Source organism: Ruegeria sp. YTSA135, from assembly GCF_059610165.1.
Genome location: NZ_JBXWNC010000003.1, coordinates 338,581 through 360,107 on the forward strand (window position 1 = coordinate 338,581; position 21,527 = coordinate 360,107).

Below are 21,527 nucleotides of genomic sequence, written 5' to 3' on the forward strand. Positions count from 1 at the left end.
GCAATACTGCGAATTCAGTTCGAATAATCGGTGATACATGACCTCAGGGTGTCAAACCGCACTCAGCCGGAACAGACCCCACCTTTATGAAACCTTCGTCAAGATACCAGACGTCTTCGGGCCACCCCTGCCGCTGTCGCAAGTTCCGGGCGATTTGCGGACCGACCTTGGCAGTCCAGCGGCGGATCGTCTCGTAAGAGACATCGATCCGGCGAACCAGCAACAACTCCTCAACTTCCCGAACGCTCAGATTGGAACGAACGTAAAGCCACACCGCTTGTGCGATGATCTGATGATCTAAGGATAAAACCGATGACGCTTGTAGCTGTCGGATGATGAATTCATCGATGTCACCTACGTCCAACTACGGGCATAAGCAACCTGACGAAAGTTAATGTGATAATACCTGAAAGCCTGTTTTGGGCAGCAAAAAATTGTGTTGACAAAAAAATTTTTTTTACCACGCTGTCAGCCGACACCAAACCTACAACCCCGCGACGGATACGTGCAGAACAAAGTTGACATAACGACCGTGAACAGCCCGGCGGATGAGCTGGGGCGGCGCATGCGAGTGCGCCGTCAAAGGCTGTCGATGACACTGCAGGAAGTATCAGATGCGTCGGGTGTTTCCGTTGGCTACCTGAGCCAGGTTGAGCGCGGCAACGCAACACCCACGTTGGGCACGCTAACCCAGATTGCCCAGGCGCTTGATGTTGATACCGATTACTTCATAAGAACCCCTCACGCGGTCGACAGTCTGACACGCGGTGACAGCCGACCGAGATTCGCCGTGGCAGGTTCGTCCATCGAATACGAGCAGATCGGGACGGAACGCGCCGGGCACGAGCTGACGTCATACGTGATGAACGTCCCGCCCGGCTACGAGTCCGAGTTGGTCACCCATGTCGGGGAGGAGATCATCTATATCCTCGAGGGCACGATTTCGCAGATTGTCGGCGAAAGAGAATACATGTTGGGTCCGGGTGACAGCCTTCATTATCTGGGAACCACACCACATTGCTGGTCCAACAAGACCGGCAAGCTGGCCCGCATTCTTTGGGTCGGGCGGATGCAATACGAGAAATCCGGAGAAATCAGGCATTCGGAGGCTGCCCAACCTAATGCGACACGGGAAATACTGCCGCTCAAGCGCTGATAACGTGGCGATTTCGGGCAAAAAAGCCGCGAGAAGCAAACAACTTACCAACCAGGAGAGAAAAAATGTCATTGAATAGAGTTTTGGCCACTGGCCTGTTGCTGAGCGTGATGGGCGTGTCGGCTCAGGCGCAGAACTTGGTCTATTGTTCCGAAGGATCCCCCGAAGGTTTTGACCCCGCCTTGTACACGGCGGGCACCACGTTCGATGCTTCCAGCCACCCGATTTACAACCGCCTGGCCGAGTTCAAGGTCGGCACCACGGAAACGATCCCCGCTCTGGCGGAAAGCTGGGAGGTGTCCGATGACGGCAAGACAGTGACCTTCAAGCTACGCGAAGGTGTGAAGTTTCATTCCAATGATCTGTTCACCCCGACGCGCGACTTCAACGCCGATGACGTGATCTTCAGCTTTGATCGTCAGGGCAACGAAGAAAACCCTTATCATACGGTTTCCGGCGGAACCTGGGAATATTTCGGCGGTATGTCGATGCCGGACCTGATCGACCGCATCGAAAAGATCGATGACTACACGGTTGCTTTCCACCTGACCCGCCCCGAGGCACCGTTCATCGCAAACATGGCGATGGATTTCGCGTCGATCGTGTCAAAGGAATATGCCGACGCAATGCTCGAGGCCGGAACGCCCGAGATGCTGAACCAGGCGCCGATCGGCACCGGTCCGTTCGTGTTCCAAGCGTATCAGAAAGATGCTGTCATCCGCTATTTGCGCAATGACGACTATTGGGGCGACAATGCCAAGGTTGAGAGCCTGATTTTTGCAATCACGCCGGATGCCTCGGTCCGCTATCAGAAAGTTCAGGCGGGCGAGTGCCATGTGATGGCCTATCCGAACCCCGCTGACGTTCAGGCGATGAAGGATGCCGAAGACATCGTGGTGATGGAGCAGGAAGGTCTGAATGTCGGCTATCTGGCCTACAACACTCAGGTGGCGCCGTACGACAACCCCAAAGTGCGCAAGGCGCTGAACATGGCCATCGACAAGCAGGCCATCATCGACGTCGTGTTCCAGGGTTCAGGCCAGATCGCCAAGAACCCGATCCCGCCGACCATGTGGTCGTACAATGAAGCGATCGAGGATGACAACTATGATCCCGAAGCCGCCAAGGCCGCGCTTGAGGCCGAAGGAATCTCGGATCTGTCGATGAAGATCTGGGCGATGCCGGTGCAGCGGCCCTACAATCCGAATGCCCGCCGCATGGCCGAACTGATGCAGGAAGACTTTGCCAAGATTGGCGTGGACGTGGAAATCGTGTCTTACGAATGGGGTGAATACCTTGAGCGTTCGAAAGCCAAGGACCGTGACGGAGCAGTTCTGCTGGGCTGGACCGGCGACAACGGTGACCCGGACAACTTCCTGGCCGTTCTATTGGGGTGCGACGGGGTCGAAAAATCCAACCGCGCACAATGGTGCAACGAGGAGTTCGATGCGGTAGTCCAGAAAGCTAAGGTTCTGTCTTCTCAGGAAGAGCGCGAAGAGCTTTACAAGCAGGCGCAGGTAATCTTCAAGGAACAGGCGCCCTGGGCCACGATCGCGCATTCGGTCGTGTACATGACCATGCGTCCCGAAGTTGAAGGCTATGTCGTGCACCCGCTGGGTGGTCACATCTTTAACCAGGTTGGCCTGTCGCAATAAGCGACCAGCACATGATCAACCGGGGCGGCGCAGTTTGTGCCGCCCCAACTATCATCTGACGATGACCGGGGGCGCACCGTCTATGTCAACGACTCTATCTGATCGGCTTTTCGAATATGCCGGTGTCGCCTGCAAGCTGGGTGTGGATGCTGTGGCGCTTGTGCCCGGTCCGAATTTCACCCGCGCGCTTGGCCAAAGTTTCATGAGCCATGAGCGGCCATTCCTGCTGGTCATTCCTGCCAACGGTCCGGCCGCCGCCCTTGTCCCGAACCTCGAATTGGGAAGCTGGGCGCTGACCGGGTTCGCCGGCGCAGTCTTCGACTGGCGGGATCAGACGGGTTATCAAGACGCCTTCGCGGCCCTGATGGATCACCTGCGGATCTCGTCGCTGGCGGTCGAAGGGCAGGTCATGCGGGTATTTGTGCATCATGCCCTGATGGCTGCCCAACCGGGCTTGCGCATCATTGACGCCGAACACGAGATTTCCGGCCTGCGCATGATCAAGACGCCCGGGGACATCGCGGCGCTGCAGCGCGCCATCGACATCTCGGAACGGGCACTGACGCGCACGCTTGAAACCGTCGCCCTGGGGCAGAGTGAGAAACAGATCGAGCAGACATTGATCCGGTTCCTGTTCGAGGAAGGTGCCGATGGGCTGGCCTTCCACCCCATCGTAGCCGCCGGCGACAACTCCGCGCGCCCCCACGCCCATGCGCGCGCGGACTACGCTGTTCAGGCCGGGGATGCGCTGTTGATCGATTTCGGCGCGCGCAAGGATGGTTTTGCCGCCGACATCACCCGGACCGTTTTCCTTGACCATGCATCGGACGAGGCGCAGGCCGTATATGACACTGTTTTGCAGGCCAATCTGGCCGGGCTTGCGGTCACCCGTGCGGGTGTGACGGCGCACGAGATCGACGACGCCGCCACCAGTGTGCTGGAGGCATCCCCCTTTGCCGACCGCATTCGCACGAAAACCGGTCACGGGTTGGGTCGCGCCGTGCACGAAGCGCCATATATCATGCGCGGCAACATGGCAGAGCTGCCCGCCGGAGCGGTTTATACCAATGAACCGGGCCTGTATCAGATAGGAAACTTCGGTGTGCGGATCGAAGACGACGTTGTGATTACCCAAGACGGCTGTCAGGTTCTGACCCGCTTTCCGAAAGACCTACAGGTGATTTCATGCTGAACTATGTTCTGGCCCGACTGCTGACTTTCATCCCCACCTTCATCGGGGTGACGCTTGTGTCTTTCAGTTTCATCCGCGCCTTGCCAGGCGATCCCATTATGGTCATGGCGGGCGAGCGGGGCATCTCCGAGGAACGCTATGCCGAGCTTGCGGCGCAGTTCGGGTATGACCGTCCGATCTTGGTTCAGTATTGGGACTACCTGACCGGAGTGTTGCAAGGTGATCTGGGGGTCTCCTTCGTCACCAAACGCCCGGTCTGGGATGAGTTTTTCTCGTTGTTCCCAGCCACGCTGGAACTATCGATATGTGCCATGATCTTTGCGGTTGTGCTGGGTTTGCCCGCTGGTGTGATCGCGGCCGTGAACCGTGGCAAGTTCTTTGACCGGGCGCTGATGTCGACGGCGCTGGTGGGGTATTCGATGCCGATCTTCTGGTGGGCGCTGCTGCTGATCATCGTGTTTTCAGGCAACCTGCAATGGACGCCGGTTTCCGGGCGTATCGGGTTGCAATACTATTTCCCCGATCCGACCGGGTTCATGCTGATCGATAGCCTGGCCTCGGGGCAGAAGGGGGCTTTTCTTTCAGCGGTGCGGCATCTGATCCTGCCGACCATTGTGCTGGGCACCATCCCGCTGGCCGTGATTGCGCGCCAGACACGGTCTGCGATGCTGGAGGTGCTGGGCGAGGATTATATCCGTACCGCGCGCGCCAAGGGGCTGACGCCCGCGCGGATCAACGGCATACACGCCCTGCGCAACGCCCTGATCCCGGTGATCACTGTAATCGGGCTTTCGGTCGGCACCCTGCTGGCCGGTGCGATCCTGACCGAGACGATCTTTAGCTGGCCCGGCATTGGCAAATGGATGGTCGACAGCATTTTCCGCCGCGACTATCCCGTGGTGCAGGGTGGCCTGCTGCTGGTGGCGGTGCTGGTCATGGTGGTGAACCTGATCGTCGACATGCTTTATGGCCTCATCAACCCCAAGATCCGGAAGCGCTGACATGGCTGATACAACGCAAATCGCAACTGCTCCGACTCGCCCCAGTGCGCTACGCGAATTCTGGTACTATTTCCGTGAAAACCGGGGTGCGGTCATCGGTCTGTATGTCTTTTCTGCGCTGGTGCTGGTCGCCCTGTTCGCAGGTATCATTGCGCCGCACGACCCCACCGCACAGAACCGCGCCGCCACGCTGCTGCCGCCGGTCTGGCAAGAGGGCGGAAGCTGGTCCTACATCCTGGGGACCGATCCGCTGGGTCGCGATCTGCTGTCGCGGCTGCTTTATGGTTCGCAGCTGACGTTTCTGGTGGGAATCATGGTGGTTGTGCTGGCCTCGGCCGGCGGGATCATCATCGGGCTGATTTCGGGGTTCGCGCCCAAATGGGTCGACACGATCATCATGCGGATCATGGACATCATCCTTTCCTTCCCGGCTCTGTTGCTGGCCCTGGTGCTAGTGGCGATCCTTGGTCCGTCACTGATCAATGCGATGATCGCCATTGCTATCGCCTACCAGCCGCATTTCGTACGCCTGACCCGCGCGGCGGTTCTGGCCGAGCGCTCGAAGGATTATGTGATTTCCGCCCGCGTCGCCGGGGCGGGCCGGCCGCGGCTGATGTTCATCACCGTCTTGCCCAACTGCGTCGCGCCAATCATCGTGCAGGCGGCGCTGTCATTCTCGAACGCGATCCTCGATGTTGCGGCGCTGGGATTCCTGGGCATGGGGGCACAGCCGCCCACACCGGAATGGGGCACGATGCTGGCCGAATCCCGCGAGTTCATCCTGCGCGCCTGGTGGGTGGTCACATTCCCCGGTCTCGCCATCCTGATCACCGTGCTGGCGATCAACCTGATGGGCGATGGCCTGCGTGATGCGCTCGATCCAAAACTGAAGCGGAGCTAGAGCGATGTCCCTGTTGCGTATCAGAAACCTGAGTGTCGAGTTCGCCACCGCGTCCGGTCGGTTCCGTGCAGTGGACGGCGTGGACCAGGACGTCAACGAAGGCGAGATTCTGGCCATCGTAGGCGAAAGCGGATCGGGAAAATCGGTGTCTATGCTGGCAGTGATGGGGTTGTTGCCCTGGACCGCGACGGTCACCGCCGACGAAATCACCTTTGACGGGCAAGACCTGCTGGCAATGGGTACCACTGCGCGCCGCAAGATGATCGGCAAGGACCTGGCCATGATCTTCCAGGAACCGATGTCATCGCTGAACCCGTGTTTCACCGTCGGCTGGCAGATTCGAGAAGCCCTGCGCCTCCATCTGGGCATGGGGCGGCGCGAACGGCAGGCGCGCGCCATAGAACTGTTCGAACAGGTGGGCATCCCTGACCCGGAAAAGCGCCTCGGCGCGTTTCCGCATCAACTGTCGGGCGGCATGAACCAACGTGTGATGATCGCCATGGCGATTGCCTGTAAACCCAAGCTGTTGATCGCGGACGAACCGACGACGGCCCTTGACGTGACGATTCAGGCGCAGATCCTGGATCTGTTGACATCCCTGCGAGAGGAAACCGGCATGGGGCTGGTTCTGATCACGCATGATATGGGCGTGGTCGCCGAAACGGCTGAACGCGTCAGCGTGCAATATGCCGGTCAAAAAATCGAAGAGCAGCCCGTCGGGCCGCTGTTCCGCACGCCGCACCATCCCTATACTGCGGCGCTGCTGGATGCGTTGCCGGAACGGGCGACGGACAAACACCTGCCTACCATTCCCGGCGTCGTACCCGGCCAGTTCGACCGCCCCGAGGGCTGTCTGTTCTCGCCGCGGTGCAAGTTTGCCGACGCGAAATGCAAGACCCAGGTACCGCCCGCTCTGGGGCCTGATCTGGGCCGCGCCCGCTGCTTCTACCCACTGAACACCGACGAGAGGGTTGCATCATGACGAACCCGGTAATGCAGGCGACCGCGCTCGAGCGGCACTATCAGGTCAGCGGCGGGCTGTTCGGCAAGCCCCGGACGCTCAAGGCCGTGGGGGGTGTGGACTTCGCGCTCTATCCGGGCAAGACCCTGGCCGTGGTCGGCGAAAGCGGCTGCGGCAAGTCCACCCTAGCGCGCATGGTGACCATGATCGAGGAGCCGACCGCGGGCACCTTGACGCTGGACGGCAAGCCGATCCGCCCGTCGGAATGGGCATCGCTGCGCCAATCGGTGCAGATCGTGTTTCAGGACCCGTACGGATCGCTGAACCCGCGCCATCGCATAGGTGCCATCCTGGAAGAGCCGCTGAAGATCAACCGCCCGGACCTGAGCAGCGCCGAGCGCACCGCCAAGGCGCGCGAAATGCTGGGCCTCGTCGGTCTGCGGCCCGAACATTTCGACCGCTATCCGCATATGTTCTCGGGCGGGCAGCGCCAGCGCATCGCCATCGCGCGGGCCCTGATGCTGGACCCCAAGGTGCTGGTGCTGGACGAGCCGGTTTCGGCGCTGGACCTGTCCATCCAAAGCTCGATCCTGAACCTGCTGGTCGATTTGCAGGACCGTCTGCAACTGGCCTATCTGTTCATCTCGCATGATCTCAGCGTCGTGAGGCATGTCGCTGATGAGGTTATCGTCATGTACCTGGGCCGCGCGGTCGAAAAGGGCGGACGGGATGCGGTGTTCAGCGCGCCGTTCCACCCCTATGCCAAGGCCCTGCTGTCGGCGACGCCGCAGGCCGACCCGGACGCAAGAAAGGAACGCATCCAGCTGCAGGGCGAGTTACCGTCGCCACTGGCCATTCCCGACGGCTGCCCCTTTGCGCCGCGGTGCTGGAAGGTCCAGGACAAATGCCGGGCCGAGCGACCTGTGCTACCGGATGAAGACCATGCGGCGGCGTGTTTTTTCCCCGAGAATGGTGGCGCGCCGGCTGGAGTTTGACCGCAGACGCAGCAAAAAAACGGTGTTGTCACGTTAAACGCCGTTCGATTGCTCCTCCTTAAATTGGGATGTAGGAGACATCGATGAAATCATCTTCTGTCAACTACAAGCGCCATCGGTTTTCTCCTTAGATCATCGCGCACGCTGTCTAGCTAATTATTTGATTCAATTTGAAACCTGCGCAAAATGGAAGAAATGTTGCTGGTGCGCGGGTTCGATGTCTCTTACGAGGCGATCCGCCGCTGGACTGCGAAGTTCGTTCCACAAATCGCCCGGAACTTGCCGCGGTGGCAGGGGCGGCCCGAAGACGGTCGCAAACATCGCCTGATGTCTCGGGAAGCCGGGTATCCTATTCGGAGATTGCCAACTTGCTGCACCCCCTGAGGGGGTCTAGCTGGTGACTACAAAAATTCCTGCTGAAAGGCTTCCGTTTCCCACGTAAGATTATCGCTTATGCAGTGTGGGCGTACCGCCGTTTCGCACTTAGCACGGCGGACGTGGAGAACCTGCTTGCCGAGCGAGGCGAATTGTCAGCCGGGAAACCCTACGCAAATGGGTGAACCGGTTTGGTCGGCATTTCGCCAGTTATGTTAAGCGCAACCGGCCTACGGCGGCTGACAGATGGCACCTGGATGAAGTCGTGATCCCGATCAACGGTGTTAAGATATGGTTGTGGCGGGCGGTCGATGGGAAAGGAGATGTGCTTGATGTTCTGGTGCAGCCAGGGCGAAATGCCAAAGCAGCCAAGCGGTTTCTGCGGCGGTTGATCTCTCGATTTGGCCCGCCCCGCGTCTTCCTCACGGACAAGTTGCGCAGTATATCAAGCCGATCTGTCAGCTTGCACCGGAGGCCAACCACCGCGCTTACAAAGGGCTCAACAACCGGATCGAGGGCTCTCATCGACCGACCCGGAAGCGAGAGAAGCTCATGGGACGGTTCAAATCACCGAGGCAAGCACAGAGTTTCCTCGCCGCCCATGACCAGATCAATACGATTTTTAGACCCCGCCGCTATCGCCTTTCCGCCATCTCATACCGCCATACCAGATCCGATGCCTTTGACCTCTGGCAGTGCTCTGCACTCGAAGTGACTGTGTGATAGAAGCCAGGCGGGTCTTCTGCGCTCAGTGCGAAATAAGTTGGCGATCCCATCTCGCGTTGCTTGGCTCTCTTCCCGGATGCAGCGTTGAACATAGCGAGTGCCTTGTGCGCGGCGGCTGAAAGTTCAGGTTCAAGTTCCAATTAGGATACTGATTGGCAACTGTATCTAGCACGGCCACCCCGGCTCCCATTTCTGACGCCTTTTGCACTGGGCATTTGCGAAAATGACGAGTTTTCGCGCGACCGCCGTCACGATGATCTTGTGCGGTTTCCCAGCGTTTCGAAGTTGATCCGCGAAGGCCTTCAGTATCGGATTGCGATGGGAGGCAATCAATGCGGCTTGGAGCAGGACATGTCGCAAAGCACGCTGGCCACCGGCAACGGCTCGTTTCCCACGGAGAGTTCCGCTGTCCTGCGCGCCGGGTGCTAGAACAAGTTGGCAATGCAGATGCAGATAAGTGGGGTTATCGTCGATCTAGAGGCGCCTCGGTCGACCCAGCAAGCCGAGATAGGTTTGATAACGACTATGTTGGACAATGTGACATTGCTCTCTAAGTAGCTCCCGTGAATCCATCTTTGCAGATAGTTCCAAAGGCACTTGCAACATCTTGGATCAGGTCGTCAACGCACTCAAGTCCAATATGCAGGCGTATTACCACACTATCTTCGGCATTCGATGTCGTGCTGCCAAGACTAAGAGGCAGCGCAAGGCTTTCGTATCCACCCCACGAGGCACCGATACCAAACAACGAAAGCGCATCGACGAATTCATCGGATCGTTTAACCAGCGGCGCGGCGAGACGGAAGGCGAATAGGCCCGAAGATCCTGTGAAGTCTCGTTGCCAAAGCTCGTGCCCTGCAAAGCTCTCAAGTGCTGGGTGCAGCACAGTCGCTACGTCGCTGCGTTGTTCCAGCCACCGGGCAATCTTCAATGCGCTACGTTCATGAGTCTCCAGCCGGCTCTTTAATGAGCGGAGTCCCCGCAGTGCTGTATAGCAGTCATCCGGGCTGACGCAGATGCCAAAGTCGCTGTTAAGATCAAAGATCGGACGATACGCCGCTTCGCGAGTGACGACTGCGCCCATCATTACGTCGGAATGGCCGCAGATGTACTTGGTCGCGGCTTGGATTGAGATATCGGCGCCGTGTTGCAGCGGCTTAAAGAAAACGCCGGCCGACCATGTATTGTCGACAGCCAAAAGCGCGCCATACTTTCGGGTAATTGCAGCCATTGCAGGCAGGTCGATCATATCGAAGCTGTTCGAGCCGGGGCATTCCGCTAACACCAGCCGCGTGTTGGGCTGCATAACATCACGCAATGCCTCTGTCTCTGGCGGGAAAAAGCTGACCTCGACGCCGCGAGGTTTAAAATAACTTTCCGCAAGCCTCCGCACCGGGGGATAGGCCGTGTCCATGATCGCCACATGGTCACCGGGCCGCGTATATGCCAGAAAAACTGCCCCCAAGGCCGCAAGACCGGAAGGGTAGAGAAACGCCCGATCGCCTTGTTCCAGCTCGCACAGCGCATCCTCAAGCGCCATTGACGACGGCGTGCCGCGTGCGCCGTAACTGAAAAGGCGTTCGCCGGTCGTGCGGCGTTGACGATAATCGCGCATCGTGGCGATATCGGGAAAGAGCACCGTCGACGCCCTCACGACGGGGGGGTTTACGGCATGTGGCGAGTTTCCCTTTGCTTTTGCCGTGTGAACCATTCGTGTGGCATCATCCATCTGCATGTTCCTCAGCCCGGATGAGTTGAAATACGGCCCGTTCCATCGGATCGAGCTGATCCACGAGGCCGGTTTCCCACTCGAGATACCGGCGGGAGGCATCAAGGTTTCCGTTGTGCCGGTCGTGGACGAAGAACAGGAAATCGATGGCAGCCTCGTCGGGGGGAGAGCCAGGGCTGCCATCGACCGGTTCGCCAGCGGCGATCCATTCTTGCATGCCGCTCGCGAGGTAGCGGCATTTTACTTCGGTGAGTGTGTTCAGTTCAGATGCAAAGAGCGCAGCGACTCCGGGATCGTCGGCAACGAGGACGACCTGCTCAGTCAGATCCTTCGCCACCGCCGCTGCCCGTGGGCGAATGGCCCAGATTGCCCCTCGTATATGTCCCTTGCGGAAGGCCATGCTGGACCGTAGATCAAGGATGGTGACGGGGCCGGGCACTCGCGCGATCTCATCCGGAGAGATGGTTGGAAGGTCTCCGGCTTGGTCGGGCGTGGTGACCTTCTCGGCGTGTGTAAGGCCGTTGCGGACGATAACGGCGTCGTGCCCCATCTGGCGGAGCCAGAACGCCGCCGAGGCCGCGCGGACGCCGTTGTCGTCGATCAATGCGATCCGGGCGTGGCGCATGGCGACCCATTCATCCGTGGCTTGCACAAGCTGGACAACGGGCGCGTGTATCGACCCGGGAACATGGCCTTCCGCAAATTCTTCGTCCGAGCGGACATCAAGCAGGTACGCGTTCTCCCGGCGCCAGGCCGGCAGGTCGGCCGCGTCGATCACAGGCAGGTGATGTTTTGAGATCAAGCGGTCGGCAAGGGCCGCGCCTCGCTTCAATTGCTTGGCCGTGAGTTTCGGCAGCGCCTTTGGGGTATTGTTGCGCGACAGCTTTTTGCCGGACAAGACCCACCCCTGCGTACCGTTTTCCAGCGCGTAGACTGGATTTGCGATACCGGCGTTGATCAGGCTCTGTGCGCCGATCAGGCCGCGGGTGCGGCCGGCACAATGGATGATAATGGGCCGGTCCTCGGGCAGGTCAAGCGCGGCAAACCGGTAGAGCAGTTCACCGTTGGGAATGTTTCGGGCACCTGGAATTGTCATTTTGCGGTAATCACTGGCAGGGCGCCCGTCGATCAGGCTTGGGGGGCGTGGCTCTCTCTGCATGTCCAGAAGTTTGTCGGCCGTGATCTGTGGCGTATGTTCGGCTAGTTCAACCAGCTCACCCAACACTTTGCTCGGGACATTGACACCCTTGAAGACGCCGTATCCTGCAGACCGCCAAGCCGGCAGACCGCCGGACAGGATCGAGACGTCCTTGTAGCCAATCTCTATAAGGCGATGGGCGGCGCGTTCAGCGACGCCGTCGCCATCATCGTAGAGGTAAATCTCGGCCTGCTTGTCCGGAAGAAGGCGCGAAACTTGCAGTTCGAGACGGCTGTAGGGGCAGTTCGAGGCAAAGAGCAGATGACCTTCGCCGTACTGTCCGTGCTCGCGAACGTCGAGAAGCCCGATCCGTGCTTGCGTGTCGAGTCTGGTTTTCAGGGCGGCTGCAGAAACGGATCCGGTCATTTGTCTGCCTTTCGTGTCTGTACGCCGACATCCATGGTCCAACATGTGCCTGTTTCCGGATCAAACATCACACGTTCTGAAAGGGTTTCCAGCGCTCGACCGTAGAAGTGCAGGTGCCGGATGACGCTGTCGCCGGGAATGAAGACGGAATGTATGTCGTCGGGCAGCAGGCCGATTGCGGTACCCGGCTCAATAGAAACCTCGCGGTCTTTTTGCACAGTTGCGCGGCCGGGTTCCGTTCTATCATCTGTGCGAGTCCAGAGCGTGTTGAGTTCGGTCCCTTCAACTGCGGCAACGCAAGCCCAAGTGGTGTGGTTGTGCGGCGGGATACGCTTCCCTGGCCGCATGACGTTGAGGTAAAGAGCGAATGTTTTGCCTTCATCCTCGGCGATCAGGTAGCGCGCCTGCTTGCTGTCGTCGTCCGGGGGGGGAAACTGATCCTCTGACCAGAGTTGGGTCTGACCTGCAATGTCCCGCAGGTCATCGGCAATTGCGGCGATAGACTCGCGGGTGATGCCCTGCGCGGCGATGCGCGCGCGCGCAGCTTGACGCAGAGCGTCTACAAGTTGGGTGCGCTGCAGGGTTTGATCGGTCATCGGTTGTGCTCCTTTGGAATTGACTTTGGCCGGGCTCAGAACAGTGCGACATGTGCCTCTGTCGGCATCCGGGTTTCGCCATTGATCGGAATGAGGTCCTGCGGGCACGCAGAGAGCACCAGGACAATGTCGCGTTCGGCCCGGAAGGCAACGTAGTCGCCGGGGCTGGTAACCGGGGGCTTGCGTGAGAACCCGCCATCTGCGCCGAGCGGGTAATTCATGAACAGGTTGAGAGGGGCCGGAGTATGGCGCGAGGCAAGCCCCACCTCGGCCAGAGCTGCGTGCAGGTTATCCTCGCAATTGTCATGATACTCGGTGCAGCCCATGCGCTTGTAGATCGGCATGGAGCAGCAGCACATAAGCATGTCATGTACACCCGGCGAGGTGTCTTCAAGTACCGTCAGCATCGGCTGGTAGTGGTTGTCGACCAGCGTGTCGGTGGGTCGGATATGAATACGGCTGATAAACGAGCGTGTGTGCGCCATCGACAGAAAGGTGGAACTGTCACCGGCGGCAAAGGCCCACGTGTCGAGTACCTGGGTGCCATGGGTGTTGATCACCCGAAAATCCTGACCGGCGGCGACATTGATCGCCTTGCCGCGCCGTGCCGGAACGGTATGTTCGTGTCTGCTCATGATCTTGGCGCTCCTTTGCTTCGGCGTCTTGGTGTCATTTCGAGGACGCCCCACCGGCGCCAAATGGGAAATCCCGAGCGCCGAGTTTCAGCGACAATGTGCGCGAGGCATCGAAAAGTTTTTCGCGCAGTTGGTCGAGGTCCTCGGTTTCGAAAAGCGGATCCGGCAGGACGACTCCGAGGGCCAGCGGAACCTCGTTTGTTGCGTCGAAAACAGGCACGGCCAGCGCCGCGAGTCCGGGCGCGCTTTCGCCGCGGGTGACAGAGCAGCCGGATTCACGGATATCTGTCAGGACGGCTTCGAGATGGTCGCGGCGCGTGATCGTTTTTTCGGTAAGCGGGCGGAGATCCAGATTGCTCAGCATTTCCGTGCGCTTCGCTTCGGGTTGCCACGCCAGCAGGACCTTCCCGGCTGAGGTGCCGTGCACTGGCAGGCGGTTTCCGACCCGCCAGCGGCCGTCAATGTAATGTGGTCCTTCGACGGCCATGATATGCAGCACGTGGGTGCCACGCAGAATGCTGAGGGTCGCAGAGTGGCCGGACGCGTTTACAAGCTGGCGCATCACGGGAAGGGCGTCGCGCGCTTGCTGCGAACGGACGATGTACCGGGTGCCGAGCTCAAACGCCTCGACTCCGACAGAATAGCGCCGGGTGACGGGATTCTGTTCCACCATGCCGGCATTGCGCAACGTGCTGAGTATCTTGGATACGTGGCTTTTCTTCAAATCGACGAGTTCGACGACATCGTTAACGGACAGGTCGCTGTCGGCGTCGATAAAGACCCTCAGGACGTTCAGTGCTGTTTCCAGTGACTTCAAGACGCATCCTCCCGTGTCTGGACCGCGTAAATATCCGTGCGCCGGGATTCCATGTGGCTTTGCGCTGCGCCAAGGGTGGGACCGATGGCGATGTCGGCGACCAGAAGGTCGGTCGTGTCGGCTGGGGCCGGACCGGCGGCGACATCTCCGGTGCCGGATATAATGCAGCTGTTGCCAAGAAAGGTAAGGTCTCGTTCATGGCCAACGCGGTCAGCGACGATCACCGGAACCTCGTTCACGCAGGCGGTTGAACGGGCGACATGTAACCCCATCGCCTGTCCGTGCGTGTCCAGCGGTGATTTCATCCGAGGGTTTCCGGCCCAGTTAGCAGGACAGGCGATCACCTGCGCGCCATCCAGCGCCAGTGCCCGGCTCAGTTCGGGAAACCAAAGGTCGTAACAGATCATGATGCCGATCCGACCGGCCGGAGTGTCGGCGATGACTGCGCGATTGCCGGGTTTGTACAGGTCGCGCTCTATGCCCCAGAGGTGCAGCTTACGGTAGGTCGTGGCATTCCCATCCGGTGTAATCACGATTGCGCTGTCGAAAAGGCCGTCGTCGGCCAGTTCGATAATTCCGGCGACGAGGGTCAGGCCGTGCCGTGCCGCGCGCGCGCGCCAGGCGGCGACGGCCGGTCCGTCTGACGGGGTCGCGTATGGTGCGGCGGCCTCTGCGTCTGTGAAAACATAGCCGCTGAGACAGCACTCAGGTAAAACCAGAAGGCTTGCCTTCTCTGCCGCGGCCCGGTCGATCCATTTGAGGCTGGTGTCGAGATTGGCCTGTGTGTCACCCAAAACCGGGGAATATTGCGCGGCCGCAGCCCTGATTTCCTTACTGACCATGCCAATCATCCCATTCCAGCCCTACGAAGCCGACGCGATCGCCGGAATGCACCACCGGGTCGTTTCGAATGCCGATGACCTGCACGTCCTGTGAGAAAGTGATGGTCTCCAAAATATTGCCTGCGACGTCCTGAATAAGACCCAGCGGCTGTCCGGCGGGCAAGGTTGTTCCCGCAGCCGCGTGCTGGCGGAAAAAGCCGCCTTGATGGCTGAAGACATGTGTGCGACGCGTGACGCGCCGGATGGGTTCGGGTTTCGTCGCATTGGTGGATATCATCCCCAGATGCGCTGCGAGACGTTTGAGTCCATCGACTCCAGACCGGATACAATCGGGCTGCTGCTGGCTTCCGGCGCCAAGCTCGATCATGAAGGCCAGTTTGCCGAGCTTCAGGCACTGGTAATCAAGCGCACCGGCATTGTTGCCGGGCAGTTCAGATGCTGATGTCACGGACATGCGGCAGGCCACGAATGGCGAGAATTGCGATACGGCGCCAAGGATGTCACTTTCGCCTGGGGCACCGTCGCCTGCATCCTTGTAAACCGCATATGGCATGCTGGAGAACAGCGGGTTCATCGTGTGGAAGTTAACCACCACGTCGGCGCTTTGGCGGATTCCGTCGAACACTGCGTGGGCTAGTAGCTGTGCTAGCATACCTGCGTCGCTACCCGGAAAGCTCTGGTCAAGATCCTGTTCGTCCTGCGGCACGCGCTTGCGTCGCGCGTCAAGCGCCGTGGGGTTCGATATCGGCGTTGCCACCACTGTTCCCGCCAGATTTTTGCAGTCCAGCCCGGCCACAAAGTCGGAAATCGCCAGGATGCCGTTAATCTCGTCGCCGTGGACCGCGCCGTTCAGCCACAGGACTGGCCCCTCAGCGCGGCCTTTCGCCACCAACAGGGGCAGGGTGATAGGCTGGCCGCTGGCCATTGTTCCGACCTGCAGGGTCGAGTGGGTGAATTCGCCCGAGGCTGCGCGTTCGACCTGCTCGGATGCGTTGGCGCGGCGTTGAGTTTCGGGTGTCAAAGGCAGGTTCATAATTTAGTACTTTCGTTCTGGAAAAGAGGGGCTTAGGCGTCGACCGGCTCACCACCGAGAAAAGCCGCCCGGATCTTGGGGTCGCTCATGACGTCGCGGGCCGGGCCTTCGATCAGCTTGGTGCCAAGGTCCAGCACCACCGCACTGTCCGATACAAGGAGCGAGCCCACGACATTCTGCTCTGCCATGATCACGGTCACGCCCGCATCGCGCAGCTGTGCCACGTTGTCGAACACGTCCTGCTGCATCTTTGGCGAAAGGCCCAGCGATGGCTCGTCGAGCAGAAGCAGCACCGGGTCGGTTTCCAACACCATGGCGGTTTCCAGCACCTGCTGTTCGCCACCGCTAAGATTGCCAGCCATTGTCCTGAGTTTCCGGCCCAGCATCGGGAACAACTCGATCACCCGATCCTGCGCCGCCGCCTTGTCACCCTTGGCGAGCGTATAGGCGCCCATTTCAAGGTTTTCACGCACCGTCATCTGTGGGAAGTTGCAGCGGCCCTGAGGCACGATGCCTATGCCTGCACGCATGCATTCGCCGGGGCTCTTGCCGTGTATCGGCTGACCTTGAAAGATGATCTCTCCGCTGAACCATTTCGACAGGCCAAAGAGCGACTTGAGCAAGGTAGACTTGCCTGCACCGTTGCCGCCCAGAAGGCTCCATATCGTTTGTTTCTGCACATCCAGCGAGAAATCGCGTACGATCGGGTCGTCGAGATAGCCGACCGCAAGGCTGCGAAGGGACAGGATTGGGTCAGACATGAAGGGTCTCCTCTTCGGCGTATTCGGCGTAGTTACCCAAGTAGGCCTCTAGCACGCGTGGATCGCTGCGGATGACCTCTGGTGCGCCCTCAGTCAGGAGCCGGCCCTGTTCAAGCACGATCACCTTGCCGCAATGGCGCATGATGAAATCGACATTGTGTTCGATCAGCAGGAAGGTCTGGCCTTTCGCGTTGAGTGTGTCGATCAGTTCGGAGATCCGGCGGATCACCGTCGGGTTCACGCCTGCCAGCGGTTCATCAAGGATGATCAGGCGCGGCCGACCCATAAGGCACATGGCGAAGGCCACCAATTTGCGCTGGCCGTAGGACAGGATGCCGGCGGGCGCATCGGCATATTTTTCGATGCCGACCAGACGCAGATGAGACAGGGCCTCGTCGCGCAGCTCTGCTTCGTGCTGTGTAACGCGAGGTAGCTTCAGAACCTGTTCTGCCCATGTGAAGCGCCGCAGGCTGCGGGCGGCAACAACAAGGTTGTCGGTTACCGTCATCCCCTCGTAGATGCGCACGTTCTGGAAAGTGCGCACCATCCCTGCCGCGGCCAGCTGCTCGGGACGCCAGCTGGTCACGTCGCGGCCGTCAAACAGGGCACGTCCGCTGTCGGGCCGGGCGAATCCGGTCAGGCAGTCGATGGTGGTGGATTTTCCGGAACCGTTGGGTCCGATCAGGCCGACGATGCTGCCGGGCAGGACGTCGAAACTGACATCGTCGACTGCGGTGACGCCTGCGAAGGTCTTGGTCAAGTTGGAGACGCGCAGCATGGGTGCCGGGTTATCGTTAGTCATGGGCGGACCTCCTTTCTCCAGCGTTTCAGATTGGTGTCGCGCAGATACCCACCGAAACCGCCCGGCAGAACCAGCGCCGCGCCGACAAGTATCGCCCCGAACATCACCAGCCGAAGCTCCGGGTCAAACCGCAGCAATTCAGGCACTGCTGTCAGGACAAAGGCAGCAACAATCACGGTCCAAAAGTTCCCAGCACCGCCAAGGATCACGATGATCAGCAGCATTTCGCTGTAATAAGCGTCGAAGATCGACGGATCGACGATGCCGAGGTGAAAGATGTACAGACCGCCCGTCATCCCGCTGAAGGCAGCGGCTACCGAAAAGGCCAGAAGCTGGTAGTGCTTCACGTTGATCCCCTGCGAGCGGGCCAGCGCCTCATTCTGGTTGGTCGCCAACAAGATGCGACCGATGGGTGAGCGGATCAGCGCGAACATGAAGCCCAGTGCCAGCACCGCGAACCCGAGCATGATGCAATAGAATGTCAGCGGATCGTGCCCGTCGATCAGCACGCGGTCGCCGAATGCGATGGAAGGCGCGGGCAAGCCGGGAATGCCGAGCGGTCCGCGCGTAACATCAATCCAGCTTCGAGACAGCAGTGTCGCCAGCAGGGTAAAGCTGAGCGATACGATAACGAAGGAGGCACGCGACACACGCAGCGCCGGGATGCCGACCAGGATCGCGAGTATGCCGGTGAACGCGCCGCCTGCAATGAAGGCCAACCAAGGCGAAATGCCGTAGTCTGAGGTTGCGATCGCCGCAACGTAGGCGCCAACGCCCCAGAAACCGACCTGGGCAAAAGACAGCAGTCCGGTGAAGCCAAAGATCAGGTTCAGAGAGGTTGCCAGGACAGCAAAGGCCAGGGCCAGCGAACCGACGTTGAGCACGTAGCTTGAACCAGTCAGTGTCGGGGCAAGTGCAAGGATGACTATGCAGATCAACCAGCGAGAGTCAGGAGAGAGAGACCCGCTGAAGCGGCTGCCTTTTAGGGTTCGCGTCATCATACCCGAACTCCTTTTCCAAAGAGACCTTCCGGGCGGGCCATGAGGATCGCGATCATTGCGAAAAAGGCAACGGCATCCTGCAGCGCGACCGGGCCAAAACCACCCACGAGACTTTCTGTCACGCCAATCAGTACGGCAGCCAGCACGGCCCCCGGAATATGGCCGAGCCCGCCGATGATGACGATAGCGAAGGCCTTGAAGAGAATTGGAATACCCATCGCCGGATGCACAGTGAACACCGGCGCGAGCGAGGCACCGGCAAGCCCGGCCAGTCCGATCCCGAGGCTGACAGCCGTGCCGGCAATGACCGCAGGCCGTATTCCGACCATGAAGGCAGCTTCGCGGTTCTGGGCAAAGGCGCGCATGGCTTTCCCGATCCGGCTGTGCTGCAGAAGCAGGTAAAGACCGCCCATGGCCAGCGCGCTCAGCCCTATGGTGAGCAGCCGCATCAGGTCGATCCGCAAACCCCCCATTTCCAGATAGATGAAACTGAACTCGGTATCGATGACACGGGGCTGGGCACCAAAAAGATAGGTGATGCCGTTCTGCAGCACCATTCCGATACCTATGGTCAGAATGATGCCCCGCTCGAATTCACCCTGCTGGAGATGGCGCAGAACCGTCGCATAAAGCAACAGCCCGGTCACCGCCACAACCAGCGTTGCAAGCAGCACGGCAGGAAAATACCCAAGGCCCAGCACGGTTACGCAGGTCAGCATCGCGGTGGCGCCCAGCATGTAAACCTGTCCATGCGCGAAGTTCACGATTTCCATCACGCCGAAGATAAGTGACAGGCCGACGGCGATAAGCGCATAGGTCAGTCCGATCACGACGCCATTCAGCACCAGTTGACTAATGAAAAGCCCGGTCAAGATATTTGCCTCCCTTAAGTCTGCTTTGAGGAGGAGAGGCCGAGACCTCTCCTCCGACGAACGCGTGGATCAGGTGTCTGACTGCGCCTCGATGACGACCTCGGTGCCATCTACACGCATGATGATGGCCGCGTTATGAGCCTGGTTGTTCTCGTCGAAGGCGATCGTGCGGCCAGTCAACGAGGTATATTCTGTCTTCTCCAGCGCGTCGCGGATCGCGGCGCGGTCGGTTGAGCCGGCCCGCTTGATCGCATCGGCGATGATCTTGACCGCCTCGTATGCCTCGAAGCTCTGATAGTTGGGCAACTCGCCATACTTTGCTTCGAAGGCTGCGACAAACGCCTGGTTTTCGGGCGTATCCAGATCGGCGGCGTAGGGGAAGACGCTGGTCGCCCCGTCGATGGCGCCTGAGGTTATCACCGTATCGCGGATCTCATCGAAAGCGATGCGACCGGTTAGGTGCGAGGGCAGGCCCATGCCGCGAAACTGGCGCAGAAAGTTGAGTTCGTCCGCACCGACAGCATAGAGAGCAATGGCATCAGGTGTGGTATTTGCCAGCCGGGTCAGCAGCGTGGTGAAATCCGGAGTGTTCTGTTGAAAGAAATCAGCCGAGACAACTTCGACTCCGTTGGATTCAAGAGCTGCGGCAATTGCCTCGTGCCCGCCGCGGCCGTAATCAGTGTCCTCACCGACGAAGGCGACAGTTTCGATGTCACCGGTGGAGGCAATGTAGTTGGCCATTGCAATGGCGAGCCCCACGTCGGAGGGGTTGATGCGGAAGGTCCAGTCATTTCCGCCGATGCCGGATTTCTCGGTGATGACTTTGGAGGTCGAGACGGCGACGACCAGCGGAATCTCTTCGCGTTCGACCATCGGCATGATCGCAAGCGTGACTGAGCTGCACAAAGCACCGATAATAGCGACGGGATCGTTCCGCAGCAGGTTTTCTACACTGGTCACACCCTGCGAGGGGTTACACTGGTTGTCCTGAGCGTCAAGCGTAAGCGTATGGCCATCAACTCCGCCAGCGGTGTTCAGTTCTTCGATAGCCAGTTCGGCCCCCCACATCTCATGTTGGCCCAACGCGGCGACACCGCCGGACAACGGAGTGCTGAGACCGATGCGAAGTTCGTCCGCATGGGCAGGACTGAGTCCAAAGCCGAGCCCGGTGATTGTCGCCGCAAGGGCAAAAGCCTTCAGTTCCATTTTTAGTCTCCCAATGGTTTCCTATTTAGAAACTTAATTTCCTATTTGTGAACTGAGATAACCACGATATAGGTCGCCTGTCAAACGGCACGCCGGTAATCGGCATCGAAAGGCGAAAAATGCAGCAGAAATCCGAGACTTCGGAGCTTGATACCCTTGATACGAATCAGCGGACCCTTCGTGCGCGATGGCGGAAGGTTCTTTCGTGGCTTCCCGGCATGGGCTTTTGCCTTCTGGCTGGCAGTCTGGCGATATGGAGTGCGGAGCACAGCCAGCTACCGGCGATGCTGATCGCCTTGCTGCTTGGCGCGTGCTCAGGCTCGCTTCGTCGAAACACTCTGCTGGCGCCGGGATTGACACTCACGGTACGATCGCTGACCAGATGTGGCGTTGCTCTCCTCGGGCTGCAGATCAGCCTTGGCACCGTATTGCAGCTTGGAGGGGGCAGTTTGTTCTTTCTTGTAGGGGCTACCGCAGCAACCATCGGTCTAACGATCTTGGCCGCGCCGCTTTTCGGGCAGCAGCGGGATTTTGGTTTGCTGATCGGAGGTGCGACGGCGATCTGCGGTGCCTCGGCTGCGCTGGCGATCTCGGCGCTGTTTCCACCGTCCACGCGGCTCAACCGACACCTGTCTTTTACCATCATGGTGGTCACACTGCTTTCCACCATCGCCATGGTCGCCTATCCCGCCGGGCTTTTGGCCCTT

At 59.5% G+C, this 21,527-nt stretch carries 22 protein-coding genes and 2 pseudogenes; 10 read left to right on the forward strand and 14 right to left on the reverse strand.

Annotation, left to right across the window (positions count from 1 at the left end; genetic code table 11):
* Nucleotides 1-79: 79 nt before the first annotated feature.
* A pseudogene (locus AC2FIT_RS06355) lies at nt 80-345 on the reverse strand (IS6 family transposase); the annotation flags it as partial.
* A 160-nt stretch (nt 346-505) separates the two neighbouring features.
* On the opposite strand from AC2FIT_RS06355, the gene AC2FIT_RS06360 reads away from it, so the two are divergent.
* The 9 genes and pseudogenes from AC2FIT_RS06360 to AC2FIT_RS06400 all read left to right on the forward strand — a co-directional run bounded on the left by AC2FIT_RS06360 (nt 506) and on the right by AC2FIT_RS06400 (nt 8,959).
* Nucleotides 506-1,156, forward strand: a complete 651-nt coding sequence (locus AC2FIT_RS06360) for a helix-turn-helix domain-containing protein (RefSeq protein WP_496827726.1) — start codon at nt 506-508, stop codon at nt 1,154-1,156.
* Nucleotides 1,157-1,221: 65 nt separating this feature from the next.
* The gene (locus AC2FIT_RS06365) at nt 1,222-2,811 is read left to right on the forward strand and encodes an ABC transporter substrate-binding protein (protein WP_496827728.1); all 1,590 of its coding nucleotides are present in this window, start codon (nt 1,222-1,224) and stop codon (nt 2,809-2,811) included.
* 82 nt (nt 2,812-2,893) lie between these two features.
* Nucleotides 2,894-4,003 (forward strand): M24 family metallopeptidase, encoded by a 1,110-nt coding sequence (locus AC2FIT_RS06370; RefSeq protein ID WP_496827730.1) that lies wholly within the window; start codon nt 2,894-2,896, stop codon nt 4,001-4,003.
* Nucleotides 3,997-5,004 carry an ABC transporter permease subunit gene (locus tag AC2FIT_RS06375; protein ID WP_496827732.1) on the forward strand — a complete coding sequence of 336 codons (1,008 nt, stop codon included), beginning with the start codon at nt 3,997-3,999 and terminating at the stop codon, nt 5,002-5,004. The genes AC2FIT_RS06370 and AC2FIT_RS06375 overlap by 7 nt, the downstream gene beginning before the upstream one ends.
* Before the next feature lies 1 nt (nt 5,005).
* Nucleotides 5,006-5,905, forward strand: coding sequence for an ABC transporter permease subunit (locus AC2FIT_RS06380; protein ID WP_496827734.1), 900 nt, complete (start codon nt 5,006-5,008; stop codon nt 5,903-5,905).
* 4 nt (nt 5,906-5,909) lie between these two features.
* A complete protein-coding gene (locus AC2FIT_RS06385; RefSeq protein ID WP_496827736.1) occupies nt 5,910-6,887 on the forward strand; it encodes an ABC transporter ATP-binding protein in 978 nt (325 codons plus the stop codon).
* A complete protein-coding gene (locus tag AC2FIT_RS06390) occupies nt 6,884-7,861 on the forward strand; it encodes an ABC transporter ATP-binding protein (RefSeq protein WP_496827738.1) in 978 nt (325 codons plus the stop codon). Before AC2FIT_RS06385 ends, AC2FIT_RS06390 begins: the two co-directional genes overlap by 4 nt.
* A 186-nt stretch (nt 7,862-8,047) precedes the next feature.
* A complete protein-coding gene (locus AC2FIT_RS06395) occupies nt 8,048-8,245 on the forward strand; it encodes a hypothetical protein (protein ID WP_496827740.1) in 198 nt (65 codons plus the stop codon).
* 29 nt (nt 8,246-8,274) lie between these two features.
* A pseudogene (locus AC2FIT_RS06400) lies at nt 8,275-8,959 on the forward strand (IS6 family transposase).
* Nucleotides 8,960-9,127: 168 nt separating this feature from the next.
* On the opposite strand, the gene AC2FIT_RS06405 reads toward AC2FIT_RS06400, so the two are convergent.
* The 13 genes from AC2FIT_RS06405 to AC2FIT_RS06465 form a co-directional block, all read right to left on the reverse strand.
* Nucleotides 9,128-9,436: a transposase gene (locus tag AC2FIT_RS06405; protein ID WP_496827791.1), complete on the reverse strand. Its 309-nt coding sequence runs from the start codon at nt 9,434-9,436 to the stop codon at nt 9,128-9,130.
* Between the two features lie 76 nt (nt 9,437-9,512).
* Entirely contained in the window at nt 9,513-10,691 is a 1,179-nt protein-coding gene (metC, locus tag AC2FIT_RS06410) for a cystathionine beta-lyase (protein ID WP_496827742.1), read from the reverse strand.
* Nucleotides 10,684-12,255: a rhodanese-like domain-containing protein gene (locus AC2FIT_RS06415; RefSeq protein ID WP_496827744.1), complete on the reverse strand. Its 1,572-nt coding sequence runs from the start codon at nt 12,253-12,255 to the stop codon at nt 10,684-10,686. The genes metC and AC2FIT_RS06415 overlap by 8 nt, the downstream gene beginning before the upstream one ends.
* Nucleotides 12,252-12,851 carry a cysteine dioxygenase family protein gene (locus tag AC2FIT_RS06420; protein ID WP_496827746.1) on the reverse strand — a complete coding sequence of 200 codons (600 nt, stop codon included), beginning with the start codon at nt 12,849-12,851 and terminating at the stop codon, nt 12,252-12,254. The genes AC2FIT_RS06415 and AC2FIT_RS06420 overlap by 4 nt, the downstream gene beginning before the upstream one ends.
* A gap of 35 nt (nt 12,852-12,886) precedes the next feature.
* A complete protein-coding gene (locus AC2FIT_RS06425) occupies nt 12,887-13,486 on the reverse strand; it encodes a DUF1989 domain-containing protein (RefSeq protein WP_496827748.1) in 600 nt (199 codons plus the stop codon).
* 34 nt (nt 13,487-13,520) lie between these two features.
* Nucleotides 13,521-14,303, reverse strand: a complete 783-nt coding sequence (locus AC2FIT_RS06430) for an IclR family transcriptional regulator (RefSeq protein WP_496827750.1) — start codon at nt 14,301-14,303, stop codon at nt 13,521-13,523.
* Complete coding sequence (locus AC2FIT_RS06435; protein ID WP_496827752.1) at nt 14,300-15,145, reverse strand: nitrilase-related carbon-nitrogen hydrolase; 846 nt, start codon at nt 15,143-15,145, stop codon at nt 14,300-14,302. Before AC2FIT_RS06435 ends, AC2FIT_RS06430 begins: the two co-directional genes overlap by 4 nt.
* Nucleotides 15,135-16,178, reverse strand: a complete 1,044-nt coding sequence (locus tag AC2FIT_RS06440) for a M14 family metallopeptidase (protein ID WP_496827754.1) — start codon at nt 16,176-16,178, stop codon at nt 15,135-15,137. The genes AC2FIT_RS06435 and AC2FIT_RS06440 overlap by 11 nt, the downstream gene beginning before the upstream one ends.
* Nucleotides 16,179-16,210: 32 nt before the next feature.
* On the reverse strand, nt 16,211-16,939 hold the full coding sequence (locus AC2FIT_RS06445) for an ABC transporter ATP-binding protein (protein ID WP_496827756.1): 729 nt from the start codon (nt 16,937-16,939) through the stop codon (nt 16,211-16,213).
* Nucleotides 16,932-17,741 (reverse strand): ABC transporter ATP-binding protein, encoded by an 810-nt coding sequence (locus AC2FIT_RS06450; RefSeq protein WP_496827758.1) that lies wholly within the window; start codon nt 17,739-17,741, stop codon nt 16,932-16,934. The genes AC2FIT_RS06445 and AC2FIT_RS06450 overlap by 8 nt, the downstream gene beginning before the upstream one ends.
* Nucleotides 17,738-18,742: a branched-chain amino acid ABC transporter permease gene (locus AC2FIT_RS06455; protein ID WP_496827760.1), complete on the reverse strand. Its 1,005-nt coding sequence runs from the start codon at nt 18,740-18,742 to the stop codon at nt 17,738-17,740. Before AC2FIT_RS06455 ends, AC2FIT_RS06450 begins: the two co-directional genes overlap by 4 nt.
* A complete protein-coding gene (locus AC2FIT_RS06460) occupies nt 18,739-19,614 on the reverse strand; it encodes a branched-chain amino acid ABC transporter permease (RefSeq protein WP_496827762.1) in 876 nt (291 codons plus the stop codon). Before AC2FIT_RS06460 ends, AC2FIT_RS06455 begins: the two co-directional genes overlap by 4 nt.
* Nucleotides 19,615-19,683: 69 nt before the next feature.
* Nucleotides 19,684-20,820, reverse strand: a complete 1,137-nt coding sequence (locus AC2FIT_RS06465; RefSeq protein WP_496827764.1) for an ABC transporter substrate-binding protein — start codon at nt 20,818-20,820, stop codon at nt 19,684-19,686.
* 119 nt (nt 20,821-20,939) lie between these two features.
* Between AC2FIT_RS06465 and AC2FIT_RS06470 the strand changes: the two genes are divergently transcribed.
* The coding region (locus AC2FIT_RS06470; RefSeq protein ID WP_496827766.1) for a putative sulfate exporter family transporter at nt 20,940-21,527 on the forward strand (588 nt) is incomplete at its 3' end.